Source organism: Streptomyces sp. NBC_00316 (assembly GCF_036158715.1).
In the GTDB taxonomy this organism is placed as follows: Bacteria; Actinomycetota; Actinomycetes; order Streptomycetales; family Streptomycetaceae; genus Streptomyces.
Genome location: NZ_CP108023.1, coordinates 5,870,739 through 5,894,529, shown reverse-complemented (window position 1 = coordinate 5,894,529; position 23,791 = coordinate 5,870,739). Strand labels below are relative to the sequence as shown.

At 72.1% G+C, this 23,791-nt stretch carries 16 protein-coding genes; 5 read left to right on the top strand and 11 right to left on the bottom strand.

Going from position 1 to position 23,791, the window contains the following annotated elements; all coding sequences use genetic code 11:
- Positions 1–4: 4 nt before the first annotated feature.
- The 5 genes from OG878_RS26170 to OG878_RS26150 all read right to left on the bottom strand — a co-directional run bounded on the left by OG878_RS26170 (position 5) and on the right by OG878_RS26150 (position 8,939).
- Positions 5–925: an ABC transporter ATP-binding protein gene (locus tag OG878_RS26170; RefSeq protein ID WP_328889040.1), complete on the bottom strand. Its 921-nt coding sequence runs from the start codon at positions 923–925 to the stop codon at positions 5–7.
- Positions 922–3,762, bottom strand: a complete 2,841-nt coding sequence (locus OG878_RS26165) for a hypothetical protein (RefSeq protein ID WP_328889039.1) — start codon at positions 3,760–3,762, stop codon at positions 922–924. Before OG878_RS26165 ends, OG878_RS26170 begins: the two co-directional genes overlap by 4 nt.
- A complete protein-coding gene (locus OG878_RS26160; protein WP_328889038.1) occupies positions 3,762–7,061 on the bottom strand; it encodes an ABC transporter permease in 3,300 nt (1,099 codons plus the stop codon). Before OG878_RS26160 ends, OG878_RS26165 begins: the two co-directional genes overlap by 1 nt.
- Before the next feature lie 492 nt (positions 7,062–7,553).
- On the bottom strand, positions 7,554–8,363 hold the full coding sequence (locus tag OG878_RS26155; RefSeq protein WP_328889037.1) for an Fpg/Nei family DNA glycosylase: 810 nt from the start codon (positions 8,361–8,363) through the stop codon (positions 7,554–7,556).
- A gap of 87 nt (positions 8,364–8,450) precedes the next feature.
- Positions 8,451–8,939, bottom strand: a complete 489-nt coding sequence (locus OG878_RS26150) for a ribose-5-phosphate isomerase (RefSeq protein ID WP_277326206.1) — start codon at positions 8,937–8,939, stop codon at positions 8,451–8,453.
- 318 nt (positions 8,940–9,257) lie between these two features.
- Between OG878_RS26150 and OG878_RS26145 the strand changes: the two genes are divergently transcribed.
- Positions 9,258–10,709: an amino acid permease gene (locus tag OG878_RS26145; protein ID WP_328889036.1), complete on the top strand. Its 1,452-nt coding sequence runs from the start codon at positions 9,258–9,260 to the stop codon at positions 10,707–10,709.
- 490 nt (positions 10,710–11,199) lie between these two features.
- Here the strand turns inward: OG878_RS26145 and OG878_RS26140 are convergent, their stop codons facing one another.
- On the bottom strand, positions 11,200–11,796 hold the full coding sequence (locus OG878_RS26140; RefSeq protein ID WP_328889035.1) for a biotin transporter BioY: 597 nt from the start codon (positions 11,794–11,796) through the stop codon (positions 11,200–11,202).
- A gap of 274 nt (positions 11,797–12,070) precedes the next feature.
- Between OG878_RS26140 and OG878_RS26135 the strand changes: the two genes are divergently transcribed.
- Both OG878_RS26135 and OG878_RS26130 read left to right on the top strand, forming a co-directional pair.
- Positions 12,071–13,474, top strand: a complete 1,404-nt coding sequence (locus OG878_RS26135; RefSeq protein WP_328889034.1) for an amino acid permease — start codon at positions 12,071–12,073, stop codon at positions 13,472–13,474.
- 146 nt (positions 13,475–13,620) lie between these two features.
- On the top strand, positions 13,621–15,057 hold the full coding sequence (locus OG878_RS26130; RefSeq protein ID WP_328889033.1) for an amino acid permease: 1,437 nt from the start codon (positions 13,621–13,623) through the stop codon (positions 15,055–15,057).
- Here OG878_RS26130 and OG878_RS26125 read toward each other — a convergent pair.
- Positions 15,047–15,679, bottom strand: a complete 633-nt coding sequence (locus tag OG878_RS26125) for a histidine phosphatase family protein (RefSeq protein WP_328889032.1) — start codon at positions 15,677–15,679, stop codon at positions 15,047–15,049. The genes OG878_RS26130 and OG878_RS26125 overlap by 11 nt on opposite strands.
- A gap of 300 nt (positions 15,680–15,979) precedes the next feature.
- Between OG878_RS26125 and OG878_RS26120 the strand changes: the two genes are divergently transcribed.
- Positions 15,980–16,819, top strand: coding sequence for an MOSC domain-containing protein (locus tag OG878_RS26120; protein WP_328891385.1), 840 nt, complete (start codon positions 15,980–15,982; stop codon positions 16,817–16,819).
- A 107-nt stretch (positions 16,820–16,926) separates the two neighbouring features.
- On the opposite strand, the gene OG878_RS26115 is transcribed toward OG878_RS26120, so the two are convergent.
- The 4 genes from OG878_RS26115 to OG878_RS26100 form a co-directional block, all read right to left on the bottom strand.
- Positions 16,927–18,402: a pyridoxal phosphate-dependent decarboxylase family protein gene (locus OG878_RS26115; protein ID WP_328889031.1), complete on the bottom strand. Its 1,476-nt coding sequence runs from the start codon at positions 18,400–18,402 to the stop codon at positions 16,927–16,929.
- Entirely contained in the window at positions 18,392–19,750 is a 1,359-nt protein-coding gene (locus tag OG878_RS26110; protein ID WP_328889030.1) for an MFS transporter, read from the bottom strand. The genes OG878_RS26115 and OG878_RS26110 overlap by 11 nt, the downstream gene beginning before the upstream one ends.
- Before the next feature lie 41 nt (positions 19,751–19,791).
- Positions 19,792–20,250, bottom strand: coding sequence for a GNAT family N-acetyltransferase (locus OG878_RS26105; RefSeq protein WP_328889029.1), 459 nt, complete (start codon positions 20,248–20,250; stop codon positions 19,792–19,794).
- Positions 20,251–20,377: 127 nt separating this feature from the next.
- Complete coding sequence (locus OG878_RS26100; protein ID WP_328889028.1) at positions 20,378–21,028, bottom strand: mycothiol-dependent nitroreductase Rv2466c family protein; 651 nt, start codon at positions 21,026–21,028, stop codon at positions 20,378–20,380.
- A gap of 132 nt (positions 21,029–21,160) precedes the next feature.
- On the opposite strand from OG878_RS26100, the gene pepN reads away from it, so the two are divergent.
- Positions 21,161–23,779 (top strand): aminopeptidase N, encoded by a 2,619-nt coding sequence (gene pepN, locus OG878_RS26095; protein ID WP_328889027.1) that lies wholly within the window; start codon positions 21,161–21,163, stop codon positions 23,777–23,779.
- Positions 23,780–23,791: the final 12 nt, after the last annotated feature.

Here is a 23,791-nt window from a genome sequence, read left to right as displayed (position 1 = left end):
TTCGTCATTCCCGTCCTCCCTGCGGCTTCCCCGGGGCCTGTTGCGGCCATACACCGATGTGGTCCTCCTCCAGGGCCAGCCGCACCCGGTCCTTCATCCCCAGCGCGTCGGTGAAGGCGCGCGGCAGCTGCAGCCGGCCGAATCTGTCCAGGACGGCGTACTCCTCGGTCGACTGGGCCTCGTGGTCGCGCAGCACCTCGGAGGAGGTGCGGCCGTTGCGGATGCCGACGGTGCGGCGGACGTGTTCGGAGACCTTCGAGTCGTGGGTGACCACGACGACCGTGGTGCCGAGCTCCGCGTTGGCCCGCTGCAGGGCGGCGAAGACGTCGGCGCCGGTCTCGGTGTCGAGTTCGCCGGTCGGCTCGTCCGCGAAGAGCACCCGCGGGCTGTTGGCCACGGCGGTCGCGATCGCGACGCGCTGCTGCTCGCCGCCGGACATCATGTCCGGGCGGCGGTCGCGGGCGTAGGCGATCCCGAAGAGCTCCAGCAGCTCGGCCGCTCGCGCCCTCCGGGCGCGCGCCTTCAAGCCCGTGTAGGTCATCGGCAGCATCACGTTCTCGAGGGCACTGAGATACGGAAAGAGATTGCGCGCCGTCTGCTGCCAGACGAAGCCGACCGTGTGCCGGCGGAAGGCGATGCGGTCCCTGCCCTTCATGGTGAGCAGATTCAGCCCGTCGACATGGGCGGTGCCGGCGGTCGGCACGTCGAGCCCGGACAGGATGCCGAGCAGGGTGGACTTGCCCGACCCCGAGGCGCCCACGACGGCCAGCAGTTCACCGTCCAGCACCGTCAGGTCCAGGCCCTGCAGCGCCTGCACCTCGACCTTGTCCGCCCAGAAGATCCGGACCAGGTTCTCGCAGACGATGAGCGGCTCGGCGCCACGTGCTGTGGGGGCCGCCTCGCTCTCTTCGATTACCTCGATCACTTGGTCTCTCCCACTCTCAGTACGGAGCCCAGGGCGCGCCTTCTGCCCCGGGCCGTCTCCACGGCGACGGCGATGACCACGAGCGCGACCAGCCCGCCGGCGAGGGTCGCGGTGAGGCCGTAGTCGGTGACCAGCCGGGCGCCCGGGCCGCCCGTGAACTCGCGCAGCGCGAGCGCCGGTCCGAGGATGTCGGGCAGCAGCAGCCCCAGCGCGACACCGCCCACGGTGGCCGCGACCACCATCGGCAGCAGCTCCAGGAAGTGCACCAGGGCCGTGGGCCGCGAGCCGAGACCCAGGGTGCGCAGATACGAGGCGGTGCGGCCCCGTTCCGGGGCGGACAGCAGCAGCTCGAGCACCACGGCGAGCAGGGCGAGGAGTACGGCGGTGGCGCTGCTCGCGGTGTAGATCAGCAGGACGGAGCGGAGCAGCCCGTCCTCACGGAGCGCGTCGAGCTCCTCGTCGAGCATCCGGACCTGCGCCCCGGGGCCGACGGAGGTGAGTGCCGTGGAGCGCACCGCCACCGGGTCGAGCTTCGCGCCGTAGAGGAGCACGGCGGCGGTCTCGATGTCGGACCGGTCGACCTGTGCCATCGCGGCCGCGTCGACCAGCAGCAGGCTGGGCGGCGCGCTCGGCCCGCTGACCGGGCCGAGGGCCGGGTCGCCGGCCGCGGCGTTGTCGAGCGTGCCGACGATCCGTACCGACAGGGCCTTGCCGTGCGTGCCGTCCAGTCTCAGGGTCCGCCCCTCGTAGGCGGCCGGTGGGCCGGCGGCGAGGGCGGGCAGCACGGTCGATTCGCCCTGCGCCTGCGGTTGTTCGAGCTCCGCGCCGAGCAGGGCGGCGGCTGCGGGTGAGGCGGGAACGGCGGCGCGCAGCTGCTCGGGATCGAGGCCGATGAGGCTCGTCGTACCACGCACCCGTCCGTCGGTGGCGCTCTCCAGCCCCACGTCGGCGCGCCGTACGGCGAGGGCGTGTTCGACGCCCGGTACGGCGGACATTGCGCCCGCCGTCCCCGCGTCGGCCTCGGGGGTGACGACGGCGGCCTGCCCGCCCGCGTTCCAGGCGGCGGCGCGTTCGCGGCCCTCGGCGGCGGTGGAGGAGATCAGTCCGCCGAACACCGCGGTGGCCAGCGTCAGTACGAGCACCAGCAGGGCCAGCTCCCGCCCTGCCGCGGTACGTCCCACGCGGGCCAGGGCGACGAAGGCGACGGCGCCGCGGCGGGCGCGGGCCCGGCGGGCGAGGAAGCGCACCGGCAGCGGATACAGCCGCATCAGGACGAGGACGGTGGCCAGCCCCAGCAGCACCGGGGTGGCGGCGAGCTGGGGATCGATGCCCGACGCCCCGCCGCTCGCCCCGTCGCCGCGTACCCGGATCGCCGCGACCAGGCCCACTGCCAGCAGGAGCACCGCGGTCTCCGCCATCAGCCGCCGCCCGGAGACGGCCCTGCGGGCGCCGGTGCGCCGGCCCGGCTCGGCCTTCCGCTCCCGCACCGAGAACCAGGTGAGGGCGGGCAGGGTGAGAGCGGCGAGTGCGACGACGACGGCGGCGGCCGTCAGCCCGCTGTCGATCTCCTCCTCGACCACCGCCCGCACGCCGGCGTATCCGGCGGCGGCGCCCAGCAGCACTGCGGGGCCGGTCTGCGCGAGGCGGGCCTGGGCGACCTCCAGCGCGGTGGCACCGCGGGAACGCTGCAGCCGGTCGGTGAACGCGCCACGGCGCACCGCCAGTTGCGCGGTGACCACAACGGTGGCGAAGGCGACGGCCAGCAGACCGGCGACGGCGAACGCGGACAGCGCGCCGGCCTGCGCGCGGTCGCGCCGGAAGTCGTCGACGACGGCTGTCAGTTCGTTGGTGGTGGCGGGCTGGAAGAGCCGGCGGTCGGCGAGATGGCACTCGGCGCCGGCCGCGGCCCCCGGGCACAGCCCTTCCGAGGCGTCGCGCCGGAAGCGGCCGAGGGCACGCTGCAGTGCGGCGCCGCCGTCGGCCGCGGCAATCGCCTTCGCCCGCTCGTCACCGAGCGTCATCCGGGTGCGCCACACCAGCTGGACGTCGAGGTCGTGGCGCCCCTGCAGGATCTCGAGACCGGTACCGTCGAGCACGGCGAGCGCCCGTCGCACCGTGAGCCCCCCACTGCCCCGGGTCTCCGTCAGCGGCGCAGCCAGCCCGGGCTGCTGACGGAACAGGGCCACGTCGCCGAGCCGTTGGGGCACCTCGAAGAAGCCGGAGAGGACCACACGGTCGGTGAAGTCGCCCCCCAGGTCCAGCCGCTCCCCGAGCTTCAGCCCGTACGCGTCGCGCACCTGGGTGGAGACCGCCACCGGGATCGGGCGGCCGTCGTTCAGTGCTGCATCGGGCAGCGCCGACGGGGGGCCGCCCTCGGCATAGGCGGAGGCGGCCGGCGCGTCGTCGGCGTACAGCAGCGACAGCTGCGCCCGCGGGCTGCCGGGGACGCCGCTGCGGATGTCGGTCAGGACCGGTTCGGTGCGTACCGAGCCGGGCTTCAGCAGCCCGTGCAGCGGCGGGCGGGCCGCGTCCCGGATCTCCTGCCCGGCCTGCTCCAGGGCGGCCGACATCTCACCGGACTCGGGCTGACCGACGACGACCTCGCCCGAGCCCGGGTCGCTCTCCTGATACGCCACCATCGTCGCCGAGGTCACCAGGAGCTCGCCCTGCCGCTGTGCCGCTGCCACCCGGTTGCCGAGCGCGTGGCCCGACAGCCGGTCGAGCAGCACGGGCCCGGCCAGAGCGATCGAGCTCAGCACGGCCGCCAGGACGAACAGACAGGCCAGAAGCGGCGCCTGGCCCCTGGCCTCGCGGGCCACCCAGCGTCCGTTGATCATCACTGCTCCCCCGCCCTCATCACCCGGGCGAGATCCACCCGGGCGAGCGTCCGGGACATGACCGTCACCATCACGGTTATCAGCACGGCGGTGGCGGCGGTCGTCAGCGCCACCCGGTCCCAGGGCACGGTGGCGATCACCCCGGGAAAGACCGGGCTGCCGTGGTCGTCGACGGTCACGAGCGGCACGATCAGCCCGGCCAGCGTGGTGCCGAGAACGGCGCCGAGCACCACCGAGACCACCGCGATCAGGAGCTGCTCCGTCCACAGCAGCCCGGTGAGCTGCCGTTTGCGCACACCCATGGCACGCAACAGCGCGAACTCCCGGCGGCGTTCACGGGTGGAGAGCATGGCGTGCAGGGTGAAGCCGATCACCGCGAAGGCCGGGGCGAGGATCAGGCACAGCACCAGCACACCGCGGGTGCCGTGCTGCAGTGGATCGCCGCGCAGGGCGTCCTCGGCCTGCGGCACATCCAGGACGGTGCCGATGCCTTCGGCCTTGCGTATCGCGGCCGCCGCCGGGGCGGCGTCCGCGCCGCGGGCCGACAGCCACCAGGAGTTCTCCTCCGGGGGCAGCACCCCGCGCTGCGCCAGGGAGGCGGCCAGTGCCCGGCTGTCGACGAGCAGCCGGCCCCCGTCGTGCGGGAAGCCGGGGACGCCGCCGATGCGGCCGGTCACCTCGAGGGTGAACGTGGTGCCGTCATGGGTCTCCACCGCGATCTGCCTGCCGATCGCGGCCCGGCCGGAGTCCAGCAGTGCGTCATCGGCGAGGGCGGGGACCGCGGGGATCCGGCCGTGCCGGATCGGACCGAACTCGACCAGCGTGTTGGACTGCGCATTGGACCCGTCCGGGCCGAGCAGCGACGCCCGGAGACCGTCCGGCGGCTGCAGTTTCGCCATGCCGCAGACACCGGCGGTGCTGAGGCCCGACCGGCCGTCGGGGTCCCCGCAGCCCAGGTCGCGCGCGCTGGGCGGCTCGGGGTTCACGTCCTCCCAGCCGACGGACCCGGGGCCCGGGGCGGCGACGGCGGCCGAGTCGGAGCCGAACTGGTGAATGGTCAGGTCGTAGTGGCGCCGGGTGGGTTCGCGCCGGAAGTCCACGGCTATGCGGGTGATGGTGAGCGGATAGTGCCGGGCGAGGTTGCCGCCGCCCGGTACGTCGAGGGGGAAGGCGATCTCGTGCCGCTTGCCGTCCGCGTGCGGCAGCCGCGCGGCGACGGTGTCGATGAGGCCGGAGGCGTCCTGCACGGTGAGGACGATCCGGGGAACGTCCGGGGTGCCGCCGGCGTCCGCCCGCAGGGTCACCGCGGCGGCGATCGCCCGTGGCTCACCCGGCAGTCGGACACCGGCGCGCGGGACGTTCTCCCCCAGGGCGGCGAGCTGCTGCGGCAGCCGCCCGTCCGCGAGGTCCCCGCGCAGAGCGGGCATGGGACCTGAGGTCGCACCCGGGCGAAGAGTGGGGGCGGCCTCGGCCGTGTCGATGGCGGTGATGCCCGCCTCGCCGTCGTCGATCTTCACCGGGAGGTCGGTGACGGGCGTCGCCGCCTCGATACCGGGCAGCGCGGTGTAGGCGCTGTGCCGCGCGGCACCCGGCAGCGCCTTCTCGCCGAACTCGTCCGGGGTGAGCCGCAGGTCGGCGCCCACGGTGTGCCGGGCCCGGTCGTGGTTGCTGCGGTCGATCATGGTGAGGGCCGAGATGGTCAGCGCACCCACCGCGAGGGCGAGGACCATCAGCAGCGCAGGACCGGCATGCCGGGTCGCCCGGCGGCTCACCTGCCAGCCGCCCAGCGGCAGAATCAGCCCCGCGGACCGCCGCGCCAGCCACACCGCGCCGCGCTCGGCGAGCGGCAGCAGCCGCAGTGTGAACAGCGTCGCCGCGATGGTGACGACGACCGGCACCAGCACCAGCACCGGGTCCACCGACGCCCCGCCGTCACCGCCCGCCACCGGCGACCGGTACCGTCTCAGCTGCAGCCACCCCAGCACCGCCACGGCGGCGAGCACCACATCCGTGCCTGCCTTCTGGAACGCCGCCGCCTTCGCTCCGCGCCGGCGCAGCTTCGCCACCGCCCGCCCGTCGCGCGCCGCGCGCACCACCGGCAGCAGCGCCGACACTCCGTGCAGCAGCAGCGCGAGCAGCGCCGCCGCCCACCCGGGATACGAGAGCGCCGAATGCGGCACCTCACCGGGCAGCAGCCCGGCATCGTCCAGCACGGCGAGCAGCGGACCGGCCAGAAACGGAGCGGCCACTGCGGCGGGGACGGCGACCGGCGCCCACTCGGCGCCCGCCGCTGCCAGCAGCCGCGGGGTGCCCGCTCCCCGCGCGCCGAGCAGCGCCGTATCCGCACGGCGGTGCTCGGTCAGCTGGCGGGCCGTGAGAACGAGCGCGGCGGCGGCCAGTGCGGCCAGCAGCGCCGTCGGGATGTACATGCCGGAGCGGGCGACCACCATCGGTGTATCGATCCGGTCGATGGCGGACACCAGCGGCGCCTCGGCGACAACCCCTTGCACGGCGGCAGGCCTGCCACGGAAGACGGTACGTGCCGGGTCGCCGGCCTCCAGCGCGGCGAGACGGTCGCGCAGCGGGCCGAGTTCCTCGGCGGCCATTTTGTCGGTGACGGGCAGCGCGACCCAGCCGACGAGGGCATCGCCGGAGAGCGCGGAGTTGGCCTCGAAGGCCGGTACGGAGACCACGGTCAGACTGTCGAGTCCGCCGAAGCTGCTGGTCAGTCCGCGGAACAGCGTGGAGTCACGGCTGCCGGCGTGCCACAGCCCGGTCACCTTGAGCCGGACGTGGCCCTTGGCGGCGGACAGCACCACCGTGTCGCCGACCTCGGCGTGCAGCCGGTGCGCCAGCCCCTCGTGCAGGGCGGCCTGCAGCGTGTCCGGTGCACCTGCTGCCGTCTCCTCGGGCCATGCGCCGGCACTCAGCCGGGCATGCTCGCGCACCGAGTCGAGGGCGATGACCCCGACGCCGCCGCCCGGCCGCGGCTTCCCGGCCGCATCGAGCACAGGCAGGTCGAACGACCGGGCGGCGGGGGCGCGCAGCGCGGTGCGGACGGTGACCGGGACGGGCCCGAAAGCCTCGTGCAGCGCCGCCCGCACCTGCTTGTCGGCGAGCGGGACACCGTCTGCGTCGTAGTGCGCCGTGATCCGCACCATCCCCTGCGGGTCGGCGGCGATCCGTGCCTGCGCGCCGCTCTCCACGGCCGTGCCGACGAGCGCCGCGAGGGCGGCGAGGACGGTGCCGGCGAGCAGCACGGTCAGGGCGGCGGCCACGAGGACAGGTCCGTGATGCATGCACCTGCGGACGATGCGCGGCACGCTCGGCCGGCGGGCTCGCTCGGAAGGCGTCCTGCTCCGCTCCGTCACAGCCGTTCCTGTCACAGCCTGCTCTCCCCGTGTTCGGAGCCGCTGTGCACAGCCCGGTGCTCGGCGCGTGGAATGGTGTAGACCTCCAATCCCACGGGAGCATAGGGGAGTTGGCTCCCTCTGCGACAGGGAGCGGCCGGCCGCTTGGTCCATTCGTTATGCGGGTGACATCGCCGGGGTGGCCGCTCGGCCCGGGGGGTCGGATACGTCGGGCGACCGGCCGGGCGCCGTCCTGGACCGGCCTTCCCCACCGCCGGCGCGCCGTGCATGCGGACGGCCCGGCGTCATCGACCTGACGTCTGCCGGATCAGGAGGGGGTTGCGAGCTGCTGTCGGTTTGCTGCATCGAAGTGAGTTGTAGCGAGCGCGGCGAGGTGCCGCGGCTGTCGTCGTGCGCCCGCGAGAGATTAGGGGACAGCCCTCAGCCCGGCTGGCAGGTGGGGCACCAGAAGAGGTTGCGGGCCGCCAGGTCCGCCGTACGGATCTCCGTGCCGCAGACGTGGCACCCCTGCCGCGCCCGCCGGTACACGTACACCTCACCCCCGTGGTCGTCCACCCGCGGCGCCCGCCCCATCGCCTCCGGCATGTGCTCCGGCCGCACCGTGTCGATCCGGTTGTTCCGCACGCCCTCGCGCATCAGCAGCACCAGGTCGGCCCACATCGCGTCCCACTCCGCACGCGTGAGGTCCTTGCCCTGGCGGTACGGGTCGATGCCGTGCCGGAACAGGACCTCCGCCCGGTACACGTTGCCCACGCCCGCGATGACCTTCTGGTCCATCAGCAGCGCGGCCACCGTGATGCGGCTGCGCGAGATCCGCTGCCAGGCGCGCTCGCCGTCCTCGTCGGTCCGCAGCGGGTCCGGGCCCAGCCGGTCGTGTATCGCGCGCTTCTCGGGTTCCGTGACGAGCGCGCAGGTGGTCGGGCCGCGCAGGTCCGCGTGATGGCCGTCGTTGGCCAGGCGCAGGCGGACGGTGTCCGTGGGCGGCGGAACCGGTGCTGTGCCGAAGCGGAGCTTGCCGAACAGGCCGAGGTGGATGTGGACCCACCCGGCGTCCTCGAAGCCGAGGAACAGGTGCTTGCCGTGCGCGTCGACGCCGGTGAACCTGCGGCCGTCCAGGAGGGCCGCGCTCTCCGAGAACCTGCCCTGCGGGCTGCTGACCCGCACCGGCCCGCCCGCGAACCGGTCACGGTGGTCCGCGGCCAGGCGGTGGATCGTGTGTCCCTCGGGCACGGCGGCGGCTCTCCTCGGCGGGGTGGGATATGACTACGAGGATATGACTGTGCCGCCGGACGGACCGGCGGCACGGGGTGGGACGGGTCAGCCCTGCTGCGGGTGGTGGGCCGGGATGGGGGGCAGTTCGCCCGTGGTCTCGTACGCCGTCAGCATCTCGATGCGACGGGTGTGACGCTCCTCACCCGAGTACGGCGTCGCGAGGAAGATCTCGACGAACTTCGTCGACTCCTCGACCGTGTGCATCCGGCCACCGATGGCCACCACATTGGCGTCGTTGTGCTCGCGGCCGAGCGCGGCGGTCTGCTCGCTCCAGGCGAGTGCGGCACGCACGCCCTTCACCTTGTTGGCGGCCATCTGCTCGCCGTTGCCGGAACCGCCGATCACGATGCCGAGGCTGCCCGCGTCCGCGGCCGTCTTCTCGGCGGCGCGCAGGCAGAACGGCGGGTAGTCGTCCTGGGCGTCGTAGATGTGGGGACCACAGTCGACGGCTTCGTGGCCCTGGGCCTTGAGCCACTCGACGAGGTGGTTCTTGAGTTCGAAGCCGGCATGGTCGGAACCGAGGTACACGCGCATGGGACGAGTGTGGCATGTGGATCGCGGGGTAGCCGTCATCGGGGTCGTGACCCTCCGGACGCGGCAGGACCCGCTGCCGGATCAGGCTCCCGACCTCCCGTAGGACCTGCCGTTGAGCACCCGCTCGACCGGCGCTCAAAGCCGTTGCGCAGCGCTCATGTGTGCAATCCCACTCGGGCAACGATCCGGACACCTATTCGGAATAAAGGGTTCCGCTTCTCGGGTCGGGCGAGCTTCAATGCCAGTGCCTCGCCGCCACACCACAGTGCAGCGGCACAGCTACGGGACAGAGTGATCCAGAACGTAAGGATTCGATCCATGACGCAGACGACTCTGGCAGGACCGGGCCAGAAGCCCGGCGAGCCGGGCCGGGCGGGCAAGCAGGAGTCCGGCGACGGGCTCCAGGCAGGTCTCAAGAACCGCCACCTCTCCATGATCGCCATCGGCGGAGTGATCGGCGCGGGCCTCTTCGTGGGCTCCGGCGCCGGCATCGCCGCCGCAGGACCGGCCATCCTGCTCTCGTACGCGCTCGTCGGCCTCATGGTCGTCTTCGTCATGCGGATGCTCGGCGAGATGGCCTCGGCCAGGCCCAGCTCGGGTTCCTTCTCCGCCTACGCCGACCAGGCCCTCGGCCGCTGGGCCGGTTTCTCGATCGGCTGGCTGTACTGGTTCTTCTGGGTCGTGGTGCTCGCCGTCGAAGCCACGGCGGGTGCCAAGATCCTGGAGGGCTGGGTGCCGGGCGTCCCGCAGTGGGCGTGGGCGCTGATCGTGATGGTGGTGCTCACCGCGACGAACCTGGTCTCGGTCAGCTCGTACGGCGAGTTCGAGTTCTGGTTCGCCGGGATCAAGGTCGTGGCGATCGGCGCGTTCGTCGTCGTCGGTCTGCTCGCCGTCTTCGGGGTGCTGCCCGGTTCGGACAACCCGGGCGCGGGGCTCGCGCACCTCACGGACAGCGGCGGCTTCTTCCCCAACGGGCCGGGCGCCATCCTCACCGGTGTGCTGATGGTCGTCTTCTCCTTCATGGGCAGCGAGATCGTCACGCTGGCGGCCGGTGAGTCCGAGAACCCGCAGCGCGCCGTCCAGAAGGCCACCAACAGCGTGATCTGGCGGATCGCCGTCTTCTACCTGGGCTCGATCTTCATCGTGCTGACGCTGCTGCCGTGGAACGACGCGTCGATCCTCAAGGACGGCAGCTACGTCGCCGCGCTGAACTCGATCGGCATTCCGCACGCCGGCCAGGTGATGGACGTCATCGTGCTGACGGCCGTCCTGTCCTGCCTCAACTCCGGCCTGTACACGGCCTCGCGGATGGCGTTCTCGCTCGGCGGCCGCGGTGACGCGCCGAAGGCGTTCGCCCGGACCAACAAGCGGGGCGTGCCGCAGGCGGCCATCCTGTCCTCGGTGGTCTTCGGCTTCGTCGCCGTGTTCTTCAACTACCAGTGGCCGGACACCGTCTTCCAGTTCCTGCTGAACTCGTCCGGTGCCGTCGCCCTGTTCGTCTGGCTGGTCATCTGCTTCACCCAGCTGCGGATGCGCGGGATCATCCTGCGCGAGTCGCCGGAGAAGCTGGTCGTACGGATGTGGCTCTTCCCGTACCTGACCTGGGCGACGATCGCGATGATCTCGTTCGTGCTGGTCTACATGCTGACCGACGACAGCGGCCGCGAGCAGGTCCTGCTCTCGCTCCTTGTCGCAGCGATCGTCGTGGGCATCTCGCTGGTACGCGAGGTCCGGCAGCGCAAGAGCGGTGCGATCGCCGCCGACGCCTGATCGATCCTGTGCCTGCCTGACGGCCGATGTCAGGTGTATGGGGAGGCTCTCCCGTTGCGGACTTCACCGCGCGACGGGAAAGCCTCCCCTTTTGTTCGACCCGCTGCCCTCCCGGCCGGCCGCCCCGGTGCGCCGGACACGGAGGAGCCGGGCGGGTTCCGGACCGGTTCCTCCACTGCGGCCCGGACCGATCGTCGTCGTCACCGGTAGCGACGATCGGTCCGGGCCGCGGTCGCATGTGCCGCCGGGCGCGGGCCGGCCGTGGCCCAGGTCATCCACCCGGCCCGTGCGGCGGCCGCGGTGACCGCCGTGCGCCGTGCCGCTCAGTGCCCCGACCTCGCTGGGCTTCTGCATCCGCGGCGGGCACCGTACCGAAGCCCTCCACGGTGAGCGGGCATGCAAGAGGCCCGCCGGTCTGGTGTCGCAGTGCGACCCGGCGAGCCTCTTGGGTGGGGGTTTCACGAACGCGCCCGAGGCGCGTGAGCCTGCGTCAGCCGCGGCGGCCGATGAGCTTCCAGGCGGTGGGGAGCGCGCCCATCGCCAGCGCCGCCTTCAGTGCGTCACCGAGCAGGAACGGCACCAGGCCGGCCGCGATCGCGGCGCTCGCCGACATCCCGGTGGACAGCGCCAGGTACGGGACTCCGACCGCGTAGATGATTGCGGAGCCGAGCACCATCGTGCCCGCGGTGCGCAGCACGGAGCGGTCTCCGCCGCGGCGGGCGAGGTCACCGACCACGGTCGCGGCGAGCAGCATGCCGAGGACGTAACCGAACGAGGCGCCGCCCGCGCCGGAGCTGCCGCCCGCGAACCACGGCATGCCCGCCATGCCGACGAGCGCGTACACGGCGAGGGAGAGGAAGCCGCGGCGCGCGCCGAGCGCGGTGCCGACGAGGAGGGCGGCGAAGGTCTGGCCGGTGACGGGGACCGGGGAGCCCGGGACCGGAACCGCTATCTGGGCGGCGATGCCGGTGAGCGCGGCGCCGCCGACGACCAGGGCCGTGTCGACGGCGTAGCGGTGCCTGGCGGCGGGCAGCAGATCGGCGAGGACCGCTCCGGTACGGACGGGGGCGGCGGCAGCAGTACTCATCGGGACTCCGCGGAGGTGAGGGCAGGTGGGGACGGACTGAGCCTGACGTTAGTCCACGGGTTAACGCTCGATCACCATCAGCCACCGACAAAGCGGCGGTTGACGGATTGGTGGGGTTCACACAAAGGCCGGTACGCAATCACACGGCGGCGTGATGCTGGTCACTGAGGTGAGGGCCGAGAGGGGCCCGGCCAACAGACATGGTCTCGCCACGTGAGACTGTAGGTTCCCCATAAGAGGGACCTGCCAGATATCCGAGAGTGACCCGCACCCCATGCACGACTCCCCTCCCCCCGCGCAGCAGGAACCCCTCTCGCACGGACTGAAGCAGCGCCATCTGACCATGCTCGGCCTGGGCGGGGTGATCGGCGCCGGGCTCTTCGTCGGTTCGGGCGCCGGGATCGCGGTCGCCGGACCGGGCATCGTCGTGTCGTACCTGATCGCGGGCGCGCTCGCGATGCTGGTGATGCGGATGCTCGGCGAGATGTCGGCCGCGATGCCCGCCTCGGGCGCGTTCTCCGTCCATGCGGAGCGGGCGCTCGGCCGCTGGGCCGGGTTCAGCGTGGGCTGGCTCTACTGGTTCCTGCTGGTGGTGGTCCTCGCCGTGGAGGCGACCGCCGCCGCGAAGATCGCCCACGGCTGGCTGCCGGGCGTGGACCAGTGGGCGTGGGTGCTGGTCTTCATGGTCGTCTTCACCGTGGCCAATCTGACGGCGGTGAAGAACTTCGGCGAGTTCGAGTTCTGGTTCGCCGCGCTCAAGGTCACCGCGATCGTGATCTTTCTGGTGCTCGGGCTGCTCGCCGTCTTCGGTCTGCTGCCGGACACCGATCCGGTCGGGCTGGCCAACCTCACCGGGCAGGGCGGCTTCCTGCCGAACGGCTGGGACGGTGTCGTCTCCGGCGTCCTGACGGTCGTCTTCGCGTTCGGGGGGCTGGAGGTCGTCACGATCGCGGCGGCCGAGACCGAGAACCCGGCCCGCGCGGTGGGACGCGCGGTACGCAGTGCGGTCGTGCGGATCCTGTTCTTCTACGTCGGGTCGATGCTGGTGATCGTGACGGTGCTGCCGTGGACCGCGCAGCAGTCCGGACTGAGCCCGTACGTCACGGTCCTGGACGCGATCGGGGTGCCGTCGGCCGGGCAGATCATGAACATCGTGGTGTTCGTGGCACTGCTCTCCGCGCTGAACGCCAATCTCTACGGCGCGTCACGGATGGTCTTCTCGCTGGCCGAGCGCGGCGAGGGACCGCGCGGGCTGCTCAAGGTGTCGGGAAGCGGCGGCGGGGGCGGGGTGCCGCGGCGGGCGGTGCTGGCCTCGGTCGCCTTCGGCTTCGTCTCCGTCCTGCTCAATCTGAAGTGGCCCGACACCGTCTTCCTCTATCTGCTCAACTCGGTCGGCGCGGTGCTCCTCTTCGTCTGGGGGCTGATCGCCGCGTCGCAGCTGCGGCTGCGACGCCGTCTCGAACGCGAGGCGCCCCAGGCACTGGCCCTGCGGATGTGGTGCTTCCCGTGGCTGACCTGGGTGACCCTGGCCGCGCTCGTGGCCGTACTCGTGCTGATGCTGACCGATGACGTCGCGCGCCCGCAGGTGCTGTGGTCGGCCGCGGCGACCGGTCTGGTTCTGCTGGCGGCGGGGGCGCGGGAGCTGAGGGGCCGGCGCGGATCCACGGGCGGGCGCTGAAGGGGGGCGGCCGTCCCGGGCACGTACACACGCGTTCACCTTGTGTGACGCCAGCGCCCGGATAGCGGACGCCGATCCCCTGTGGACGGGTGTCGGGAAGAGACTGTGGCAACGTTCCCGTCTCACCTACCGAACAGAGCTTGTCCATGCCTCGGACCACCGCGTCTCCCCCCACCGCCGATTCCGCCGCCACCCCGGCCGGCGCCGAGGCCCCCGCGGTCACGGCCGACTCCGCGCTCACCCATGGACTCAAGCAGCGCCATCTGTCGATGATCGCCCTCGGCGGTGTCATCGGTGCCGGGCTGTTCGTCGGTTCCGGTGCCGGTATCGCCTCCGCCGGGCCCTCGATCGTCCTCGCCTACGCCCTCTCCGGGCTGCTGGTCATGTTCGTGATGCGCATGCTCGGCGAGATGTCCGCCGCCAATCCGGCCTCCGGCTCCTTCTCCGTCCACGCGGAACGGGCCATCGGACCGTGGGCCGGATTCGCCGTCGGGTGGGCGTTCTGGGTGCTGCTCTGCGTCGCCGTCGGCCTGGAAGGGATCGGCGCCGCACACATCGTCACCGGCTGGCTGCCCGGCACCCCCGAGTGGGCCTGGGTGGCGCTGTTCATGGTGCTCTTCCTCGCCACGAACCTGGCCGCCGTGAAGAACTTCGGCGAGTTCGAGTTCTGGTTCGCCGCACTCAAGGTCGCCGCGATCACGCTGTTCCTGGTGCTGGGCGTGCTGGCGATCCTCGGCGTGCTGCCCGGCACGACCGCCCCGGGCGACGCCAACCTCCGCGGTGACGGCGGGTTCCTGCCGCACGGCGCCAACGGCTTCATCATCGGACTGCTCGCCTCCGTCTTCGCGTACGGCGGTCTGGAGACGGTCACCATCGCCGCGGCCGAGTCCGAGAACCCGGTGCGGGGCGTCGCGAAGGCGGTCCGGACGGCGATGTGGCGGATCGCGCTGTTCTACGTCGGTTCGATGGCCGTCGTCGTCACCCTCGTCCCGTGGGACGACCCGAAGGTCGCGACGGTCGGCCCGTTCTACGCGACCCTCGACCACCTCGGCATCAGCGGCGCAGCGGAGATCATGAACGTGGTCATCCTGATCGCCCTGCTGTCCGCGATGAACGCCAACATCTACGGCGCTTCGCGCATGGCCTGCTCGCTGGTCGCCCGCGGCCAGGGCCCGAGGCGGCTCGGCAGCATCACCTCCGGCGTGCCGCGTACCGCGGTACTCGTCTCGTCCGTCTTCGGCTTCCTGTGCGTGCTGCTCAGCTACTGGCGGCCGGACGACGTCTTCCCCTGGCTGCTCAACCTGATCGGCGCGGTGATCCTGGTCGTCTGGATCTTCATCGCGGTGTCGCAGCTGCTGCTGCGCCGCCGGCTGGAGCGCGAGTCGCCCGAGAAGCTGGTCGTGCGGATGTGGCTGTTCCCGGTGGGGACGCTGCTGGCGCTGGCGGCCATGGCCGGCATCTTCGTGCTGATGCTGCTCCGGCCCGACACGCGTGACCAGCTGCTGGCGACGGGTGCGCTGACCGTGGTCCTGAGCGTCGTCGGTCTCGTGCGCCAGCGCCGGGCCGGGGCCGTCAAGAACTGACGTCCGGTACGCACGGCACGTTGAGGGAGAGCAGCGCGCCGCCCTCCTCGCCGAGCTGCACCTCGCTCACCGCCGCGTTCCGCAGGTGCGGAAGCACCCGGCGGTAGGCACCGAGCGGGATCGACAGCAGTTCGCACAGTACGAGTCGCAGCACCGTGCCGTGCGCGACGACCAGTACGCGCTGCCCCGGATGGCAGTACGCGATCCGGCGCAGCGCCGCCGTCCCCCGGGCCGCGGCCGTGCGCGGATCCTCGGCCCCGGGGAAGGCGTGGATCACCGGATCGGCGCGGTACGCCTCGGCCCATGCAGGGTCCTCGGCGGCGAACTCGGCGAGCGTGCACCCCTCCGCCGCCCCGAAGTCGCACTCGCGCAGATCGTGTTCGGGCAGGGGTACGAGGCCGAGCGCCCGGCAGGCGGGTTCGGCGGTCTCGACGGCGCGCGGGACCGTCGACGTCCAGATCGCGTCGACCGGGTTCCTGACCGCCCACCGCGCCAGCTGCTCGGCCTGCCGGTGCCCCTCGTCACTGAGCGGAATGTCGCTGATCCCGGCGTAACGGTCCTCTCCATGCCAGACGGTCTCTCCGTGGCGGGCGAGCAGCAGGGTCGTGGGGGTGGCGGTCATCGACTCTCCCTTCCGGTTCGTCCACCAGCTTGGGGCACGGCCAGGTGCGGCGGGCGATGCGCGCCGGGGCCGGACGCAGTACCTGCCGGATCCCGGCACCGCATCAGCCCTTCGGTCCCGGCCCGAAGGGCTGATCACGTCCTGGCTCCCCCAGCCCCGCGCGGATGTCACTCGTACGAGGCGGGTGCGATGATGGGCACCGTCGCCTGGTGGGACCGGCCAGTCGAACTCATCACACCCGGCACGATCATGTCCGGCAGCATCGACACGCGCGAAGCGGTTGCCGAGGACAGGGGCATCATGACCATCACCGTTCACGAACTGGCGTACTACCCGGTCAAGGGCTGCGCCGGCGTCCTCGTCGACCGTGCCGAGCTCACCGGGACCGGTCTGGTGCACGACCGTACGTTCATGGTGGTGGACGCGGAGGACGGCGCGTTCCGCAGCCAGCGGACGCTCCCCGCGATGGCCGCGATCAGGGCCGAAGTCCTGGACGGCGGCAACGTGCTGCTCCTCTCCGCACACGACCTCGAACCCCTGAAGCTGGACGTCGACCGGGACGGTCCGCGCCGCGCGGTCAGCATGTTCGACCGCCCGCTCGGCGAGGCGTGCGACCAGGGGGACGCGGCCGCCGAGTGGTTCTCGGAGGCACTCGGGACGAGGTCCCGGCTGGTCCGGGTGGCGCCCGGCTTCGACCGCGACGGCTGGGGCGAGACCCCCGGCAAGGTCAACTTCGCCGACGCCCATGCGGTGCTGGTCGCCTCCACCGCGTCCCTGGCCGGCCTCAACGCCCGTATCGAGGCCCGGGGCGACGCGGACGGCGTGCCCATGGACCGCTTCCGCCCGAACATCGTGCTGGCCGGCTCCGACGAGCCGCACTTCGAGGACCGGGTACGCCGGATGACGATCGGTTCGGCCGAACTGGCCTACGCCGTGCGGGCGATGCGGTGCAACGTCCCCTTGGTGGACCAGTCGACCGGCCGCCGGGCGGGCCCGGAGCCGGTCCGGACCCTGTCGACGTACCGCCGCGAACCCGACTACGGGAACAAGGTCAGCTTCGGCGCGAAGAACGCGGTGGTCCGCGACGGTGTGGTGGCCGTCGGCGACGTCGTCGGGATCACGAGCCTGCTCGACGCGTGAAGGGGCCGGACCGAACGTGAGAACGGTGAGGCGCGGCGCCATGTGCGCGGCCTGCCCTTGCGCTGCAAGGAGCACCTGAACGCCGGCGCCCCGCCGTCGCGCCACGTTCAGATCCGGAAGATCGACCCCACGAACTCCGTGAGCAGCCGCTCCTTCAGCGGCCCCGGCAACGCGTCGAGCAGTACCAGTACCGGGGCCATCCGGGCGGGCAGGCCCGCGTCGCCGCCGAGGCCGGCGAAGGCCAGGACCGCCGCGACCTCCTCCGGGCCCAGGGCCGACGGGTCGAGTCCGGCGGCCAGTTCGGCCAGGCCCGGGTCGACCGTGACCGGAGGCAGCGCGCGGGCCGCCGACAGTGCTCCGGTGAGGTCGGTGAGCAGGGCGTCCACCTGGCCGACCGTGGCCGGGGTCAGCGTGAGGTGGAGGTTGGGCGGCAGGCCGTCGAAGGAGAGCTGCGGCTGGAGGTACCAGCCGCGTTCGCGCATCTCGTCCGCGAGGTGCAGCAGCAGGCTCAGGTCGGGAACGCCGGACGTGTGGAGCGTGAAGGCGACCAGGCCGGCCGACGGGTCACCGAGGACGTGCACGTCGTCCGTCTTGCTCAGCCCTGCGAGCAGCCGGTCGGTGGCCTCCGCGACCCGGGCCGCGAGATCCGTGTAACCGTCTTCGCCGACATGCCTCAGCACCGCCCACGCCTGCGCCAGCAGCCCCGCCGACTTGGTGCCCTGGACGGTCGGGTTGACCACCGGGTAGCCGGGCCAGCCCGCGTGGGCGAAGTACTGGTGGCGGCGGAGGCCGGCGTCCCGGTAGAGCACCACCGACGCGCCCTTGTCCGCGTAGCCGTACTTGTGCAGGTCGACGGAGAGCGAGGTGACGCCGGGGACCGACAGGTCGAACGGCGGGATGTCGCGGCCCGCGCGGCGCAGATAGGGCAGGATCCAGCCGCCGATGCAGGCGTCGACATGGCACAGCACACCACGGTCCGCGGCCGCCGCGGCGATCTCCGCCACCGGATCGATCACGCCGTGCGCGTACGAGGGTGCGGAGGCCACCACGAGGGCCGTGCGGGACGTGATCGCGGCCGCCGTCGCTGCGGCGTCCGCCCGGTACGTGGCGGGGTCCACCGGGACGACCACCGGCTCCAGGCCCAGGTACGCCGCCGCCTTGTGGAAGGCCGCATGAGCGGTGGACGGAAGGAGCAACTGGGGGTCGGTGACGCCCCGTTCCGACCTGGCCTGGTCGCGGGCCGTCTTCACCGCGAGCAGGATGGACTCCGTACCGCCACTGGTGAACGAGCCCTGGACGTCCGGCCCGCCGCCCAGCAGCGCCGCCGCCGCACCCACCAGGTCGTTCTCCAGCCGGGCGACGCTCGGGAAGACCGTCATGTCGAGGCCGTTGACAGTGGCGTACGCCGTGTAGGCGGCGGCCGCCAGCTCGTCGAGGCCGTCCAGGCCCGCGTCGTAGACGTACGCGAAGGTGCGGCCGCCCCTCGTCGGTGCGTCGGCGCCGCGCAGCGAACGCAGCTCGGCGAGGACGTCGGCGGCGGGCCGCCCCTGGGGCAGGCCCGGGGGTGTGGAGTCAGTCGGCATGGGCGGGCTCTTCCTTGAGGGAGTCGGAGTACCGGTGCAACAGCCACAGGCTCGCCACCGCGAGGACTGCGGGCAGCACGCTCATACCGGCCGTGATGCCGGCCAGCGCCATGTCCGGCTGGTCCACCCGGTGGTCGGCGTCCGAGGCGCGGAACCCCGTCACGGCGAGGACCAGGGCGAACGCCCCGGCGCCCAGCGCGAAGGCGAGGGTCTCAGCCGCCGTCCACAGCCCGGTGAACGTCGCGGCCCGTCGCCTGCCGGTACGGGCGACATCGGCGGCCAGCGTGTCGGCGAGCATCGTCAGGGGCAGCAACTGGAGTCCCGCGTAGGCGATTCCGACCACGACGACGGCCGTGTAGCCGAGTGCCGTGCCGCCCTGCCGGGTGAACGCCAGCACCACCGCACCTGCGAGATAGAGCAGCGAGGCGCACCACTGGGCGCAGGTCGTGCCGCGGAGCCTGGCCAGCCGGTTCCAGAGCGGCATGAAGAGCACCAGCGGGCCGATCATGCACGCGAAGAGCGGGGTGACGGCGTTCGCCGAGCCGAGGGTGTACGTGGCGAAGTACTGGACGCCGGCGAGCATGACGCCGATGGCCAGGGCCTGCAGGGACCACATGCCGGCCAGGAAGAGGAACGGGCGGTTCGAGCGGGCGGCGGCGAGCTGCGCGCGCAGGGACGGTTCGGCCTCGCTGCGGGCGACCGTCGGGGCCCAACGGGTGGTGAACCAGGCCCCGGACATCCCGAGGGCGAGCAGGACGGCGACGGCGATCCCCATCAGCCGGTAGCTCGCCGCGGTGTCACCGTCGGCGTGTGCGATGGCGGGGGCGAGTGCGCCCGACAGCAGGATGGCGACGCCGAGGAAGGCCACCCGCCAGGCCAGGACCCGGCCGCGTTCGGCCGGGTCCTCCGTCATCTCGGCGGGCATCGTCACGTACGGAACCTGGAACACCGCGTACGCGGTCGCGGCCAGCAGGAACAGCACGGCCACGTATCCGGCCGCCGCTGCACCCCGCAGCGGCGGCGCGGCGAAGAGCAGCGCGAAGAACGGCGGCAGGGTGCAGGCGCCGATCAGCAGGAACGGGCGGCGCGGGCCGCCGCGCAGCCGGCTGCGGTCGGAAAGGGCTCCGACCAGCGGGTTGATCAGGACGTCCCACGCCTTGGGAAGGAAGACCGCGGCGCCCGCGACGGCGGCGGGCACGGCCAGCACATTGGTCAGGTAGTAGAGGAGGATCAGCCCCGGAACGGTGGCGAATGTGCCGGTGCACAGGGAGCCGAGTCCGTATCCGATGCGGACGCGGCGCGGCAGCTGCGGGGCCGGTCCCCAGTCCGTACGGACGTCGGCTGACATGCCGCAGATCATGAACGAGAGTTCGAGCCTGCGGCAAGGGTTCAGCGTGACGGGAGTGTGAACTCCAGCAGGGGCAGTTCGCGGCCCGGGATCGACCCCGAGGGCGTCGCCCCGATCCGTACCGCCCCCATGGCGAGATAGAACGGTTCGGCATGCGGGTCGGCGTCGATGGTGAAGCGCACGAAACCGAGGCGGCGGGCCTCGGACACGACGTGCTCGAACAGCAACCGGCCCACGCCCCGGCCCACCGTGTCCGGTTCGACGAACATCATGCCGAGGGTGCCCACGGCCGGCAGCCCCTCCAGGGTCGTGAAGCCGAGGACACGGCCGTCCTCCTCGGCAACCGCGGTCCTGCGGCGTTCGAGGTCATCCGGGTGCAGGGTGAGCTCGTCCCGGCAGGCGGCCAGGAACGCTTCGTCGTAGCCCCAGTAACCCTTCGACCGCAGGGCGAGTCCGGTAAGCTCCACGGCTTCCGCGGGGCTCGCTTCTCGTATGCGCATGGCGAATCGCTTCCCTTCGGGGCCGGTTGTCGTCCCCCTCCGGCATGCTGCACCACGCGGCCGTCCATGTGACGCGGTACGGAGCGGGTTCCGGACGCCGTCCGGAACCCGCCACCGGGCACGTGCATCAGTCGAAGATCGGGCCCTGCGTCCGGGTCCGCTTGATCTCGTAGAAGCCGGGGATCGACGCCACCAGCAGTGTGCCGTCCCACAGCTTCGCCGCCTCCTCGCCCTTCGGGGCGGGGGTGACGACCGGGCCGAAGAAGGCGATCTGCTCGCCGTCGGAGCCCGGCACGGCGATGACCGGCGTGCCGACGTCCTGGCCGACCTTGTCGATGCCCTCCTTGTGGGAGGCGCGCAGCTCCGTGTCGTAAGCGTCCGAGTCGGCGAAGTCCGCGAGCTCGGCCGGCAGGCCGACGTCTTCGAGCGCGCCCACGATCGCCTCGCGGGTCGGGCCCTCGCCCTGGTTGTGGAAGCGGGTGCCGAGCGCCGTGTACAGCGGGCCGACGATGTCGTCGCCGTGCTTCTGCTGGGCGGCGACGACCACGCGGACCGGGCCCCACGCCTTGGTCTCCAGCATGTCGCGGTACTCCTCGGGCAGCTCGTCGAGCCTGTCCTCGTTGAGCACGGCGAGGCTCATCACATGCCAGCGGACCTCGACGTCGCGGACCTTCTCCACCTCCAGCATCCAGCGGGAGGTCATCCACGCCCAGGGGCAGAGCGGGTCGAACCAGAAATCGGCGGGCGTCTTGCCGTTCGCCGTGGCGTTCTCAGACATGTCTCTCCTCAAGAGGCGGTCGCACCTGTGCTCGGGAACACCGCCGGATGGCCCCGCCATTCCCGCACGCCCGGGCCGGGAGCCGCATGGGAGGATCAAAACCATTCGAAGGTGACACAAAGGAGTGCAGCTGTGCCCGGTCAAAACCTGTCGCGCGAAGAAGCCCGTGAACGGGCGGAGCTGCTGACCGTCGACGGATACGAGGTCCTGCTCGACGTGCGGTCCGCAGTCGGTGAGCCCGAGGAGGACGCCGTAGACGGTGGGGACCGCCCGGCCGGTCCGCGGACCTTCCGCTCGGTGACGACGATCCGGTTCCGCAACGCGCGGGCCGGGGCGTCCACCTTCGCGGACCTGCTGGCGCCGAGCGTGACGTCGGTGACCCTGAACGGGCAGGCGCTCGACCCCGCCGTCGTCTTCGACGGCACGCGGGTGGCGCTGGACGGTCTGCCGGAGGGGGAGAACGTCCTGGTGGTCGACGCGCAGTGCGCGTACAGCCGGACCGGCGAGGGCATGCACCGGTTCGTCGACCCGGAGGACGGCGAGGTCTACCTCTACACGCAGTACGAGCCGGCCGACGCACGACGCGTCTTCGCGAACTTCGAGCAGCCCGACCTGAAGGCTCCCTTCCGCTTCGAGGTGACGGCGCCCGAGGGGTGGACGGTCTGGAGCAACGGGGTCGAGGAGTCCCGGGACGGCGGGGTCTGGCGGTTCGCCGAGACGAAGCCGATCTCGACGTACATCACGGCGGTCGTCGCCGGTCCGTACCACCATGTGACCGACTCGTACAGCCGCACGTTCGACGATGGCACGACGCTGGAGATCCCGCTCGGCGCACTCTGCCGCAAGGGGCTCGCCCGGCACTTCGACGCGGACGACATCTTCCTGATCACCAAGCAGGGCCTGGACTTCTTCCACGACAACTTCGACTACCCGTACCCGTTCGGCAAGTACGACCAGGCGTTCGTGCCCGAGTACAACCTGGGCGCGATGGAGAACCCGGGCTGTGTCACGTTCCGCGAGGAGTACATCTTCCGCGGCAAGGTGACACAGGCCTCGTACGAGAGCCGGGCCAACGTCATCCTGCACGAGATGGCGCACATGTGGTTCGGCGACCTCGTCACCATGCAGTGGTGGGACGACCTGTGGCTGAAGGAGTCGTTCGCCGACTTCATGGGCGCCTTCGCCATGGTGGAGTCGACCCGCTTCAAGGACGGCTGGATCACCTTCGCCAACAACCGCAAGTCCTGGGCCTATCGGGCCGACCAGCTGCCGTCCACACACCCGATCACGGCCGACATCCGTGACCTGGAGGACGCCAAGCTGAACTTCGACGGCATCACGTACGCCAAGGGTGCGTCGGTGCTGAAGCAACTGGTGGCGTACGTCGGACGGGACGCGTTCCTGGAGGGCGCGCGGCGCTACTTCAAGAAGCACGCCTACGGCAACACGCAGCTGGGCGACCTGCTGTCGGTGCTCGCCGAGACGTCCGGGCGCGACATGGCCGGCTGGTCGCGGTCGTGGCTGCAGACGGCGGGCGTCAACTCGCTGACGCCGGTGGTCACGTACGACGCGGCGGACCGGATCACCGAGCTGGCGGTCCTCCAGGAGGCGGCCGAGGCGTACCCCGAGCTGCGGCCGCACCGGGTCGCGGTCGGCCTGTACCGGCGCACGACCGGCGGGGACCTGGTGCGGTACGCGCGCGCCGAGGTGGACGTGGCGGGGCCGCGCACGGTGGTCGAGGCGCTGGCCGGGGCCGAGCGGCCCGAGCTGATCCTCGTCAACGACGACGACCTCACGTACTGCAAGGCCCGCTTCGACGAGGCGTCCCTCGACACGCTGCGCGCGCACCTCGGAGACATCACCGACCCGCTCGCACGGGCGCTGTGCTGGTCGGCGCTGTGGAACCTGACACGGGACGGGCTGATGCCGGCCCGCGACTTCATCTCGCTGGTGCTCGCCTACTCCGGGCGGGAGTCCGACATCGGCGTCCTGCAGATGCTGCATGCCTGGACCCGGACCGCACTCGTCCACTACGCCGCCCCCGGCCGGCGCGAGGAAGGCGGCCGGGCGCTGGCCGCGGGTGCGCTGCGGGAGCTGCGGATCGCCGATGCGGGGAGCGAGCACCAGCTGGCGTGGGCACGGTTCTTCGCGGCGGTCGCGGACTCGGACGCGGACTTCCAGCTGCTGTCCGCGCTGTTGGGGGAATCCGCACGGATCGACGGTCTCGAGGTCGACCAGGAGCTGCGGTGGGCATTCCTGTCCTCGCTGGCCGCCCACGGGGTCGCCGACGAGTCGGTGATCAATGCCGAACTGGCCCGGGACGACACGGCGTCCGGCAAGCGGCACCAGGTGCGCTGCCTGGCAGCGCGGCCTTCGGCGGCGGTCAAGGCGCAGGCGTGGGCCGCCGTGGTGGAGTCGGACGCGCTGTCCAACGCGCTGGTGGAGGCGACGATCGCGGGGTTCGGACAGCCGTCGCAGCGGGAGCTGCTGGCGCCGTACGCGGCCACGTACTTCGACGCGATCGAGCGGGTGTGGGCCCAGCGGACGATCCAGATCGGGATGGCCGTGGTGCGGGGGCTGTTCCCGGCGCTGCAGGACGACCCGGCGACGCTGGCCGCCACGGATGCGTGGCTGGAGGCGCATGCGGACGCGGCGCCCGCATTGCGGCGCCTGGTTCTGGAGGCTCGGGACGATCTGGCCCGGGCGCTGCGGGCGCAGGCGTGCGACGCGGGGGCGCAGGGCCGGGTCTGAGCCTGCGCGTGG

Bases quoted from the DNA above. Each gene is read 5' to 3' on its own strand.
- OG878_RS26165 (WP_328889039.1), bottom strand. From the start codon at position 3,762: ATGATCAACGGACGCTGGGTGGCCCGCGAGGCCAGGGGCCAGGCGCCG.
- OG878_RS26160 (WP_328889038.1), bottom strand. From the start codon at position 7,061: ATGCATCACGGACCTGTCCTCGTGGCCGCCGCCCTGACCGTGCTGCTC.
- OG878_RS26150 (WP_277326206.1), bottom strand. From the start codon at position 8,939: ATGCGCGTGTACCTCGGTTCCGACCATGCCGGCTTCGAACTCAAGAAC.
- OG878_RS26145 (WP_328889036.1), top strand. From the start codon at position 9,258: ATGACGCAGACGACTCTGGCAGGACCGGGCCAGAAGCCCGGCGAGCCG.
- OG878_RS26140 (WP_328889035.1), bottom strand. From the start codon at position 11,796: ATGAGTACTGCTGCCGCCGCCCCCGTCCGTACCGGAGCGGTCCTCGCC.
- OG878_RS26135 (WP_328889034.1), top strand. From the start codon at position 12,071: ATGCACGACTCCCCTCCCCCCGCGCAGCAGGAACCCCTCTCGCACGGA.
- OG878_RS26130 (WP_328889033.1), top strand. From the start codon at position 13,621: ATGCCTCGGACCACCGCGTCTCCCCCCACCGCCGATTCCGCCGCCACC.
- OG878_RS26125 (WP_328889032.1), bottom strand. From the start codon at position 15,679: ATGACCGCCACCCCCACGACCCTGCTGCTCGCCCGCCACGGAGAGACC.
- OG878_RS26120 (WP_328891385.1), top strand. From the start codon at position 15,980: ATGACCATCACCGTTCACGAACTGGCGTACTACCCGGTCAAGGGCTGC.
- OG878_RS26115 (WP_328889031.1), bottom strand. From the start codon at position 18,402: ATGCCGACTGACTCCACACCCCCGGGCCTGCCCCAGGGGCGGCCCGCC.
- OG878_RS26110 (WP_328889030.1), bottom strand. From the start codon at position 19,750: ATGTCAGCCGACGTCCGTACGGACTGGGGACCGGCCCCGCAGCTGCCG.
- OG878_RS26105 (WP_328889029.1), bottom strand. From the start codon at position 20,250: ATGCGCATACGAGAAGCGAGCCCCGCGGAAGCCGTGGAGCTTACCGGA.
- OG878_RS26100 (WP_328889028.1), bottom strand. From the start codon at position 21,028: ATGTCTGAGAACGCCACGGCGAACGGCAAGACGCCCGCCGATTTCTGG.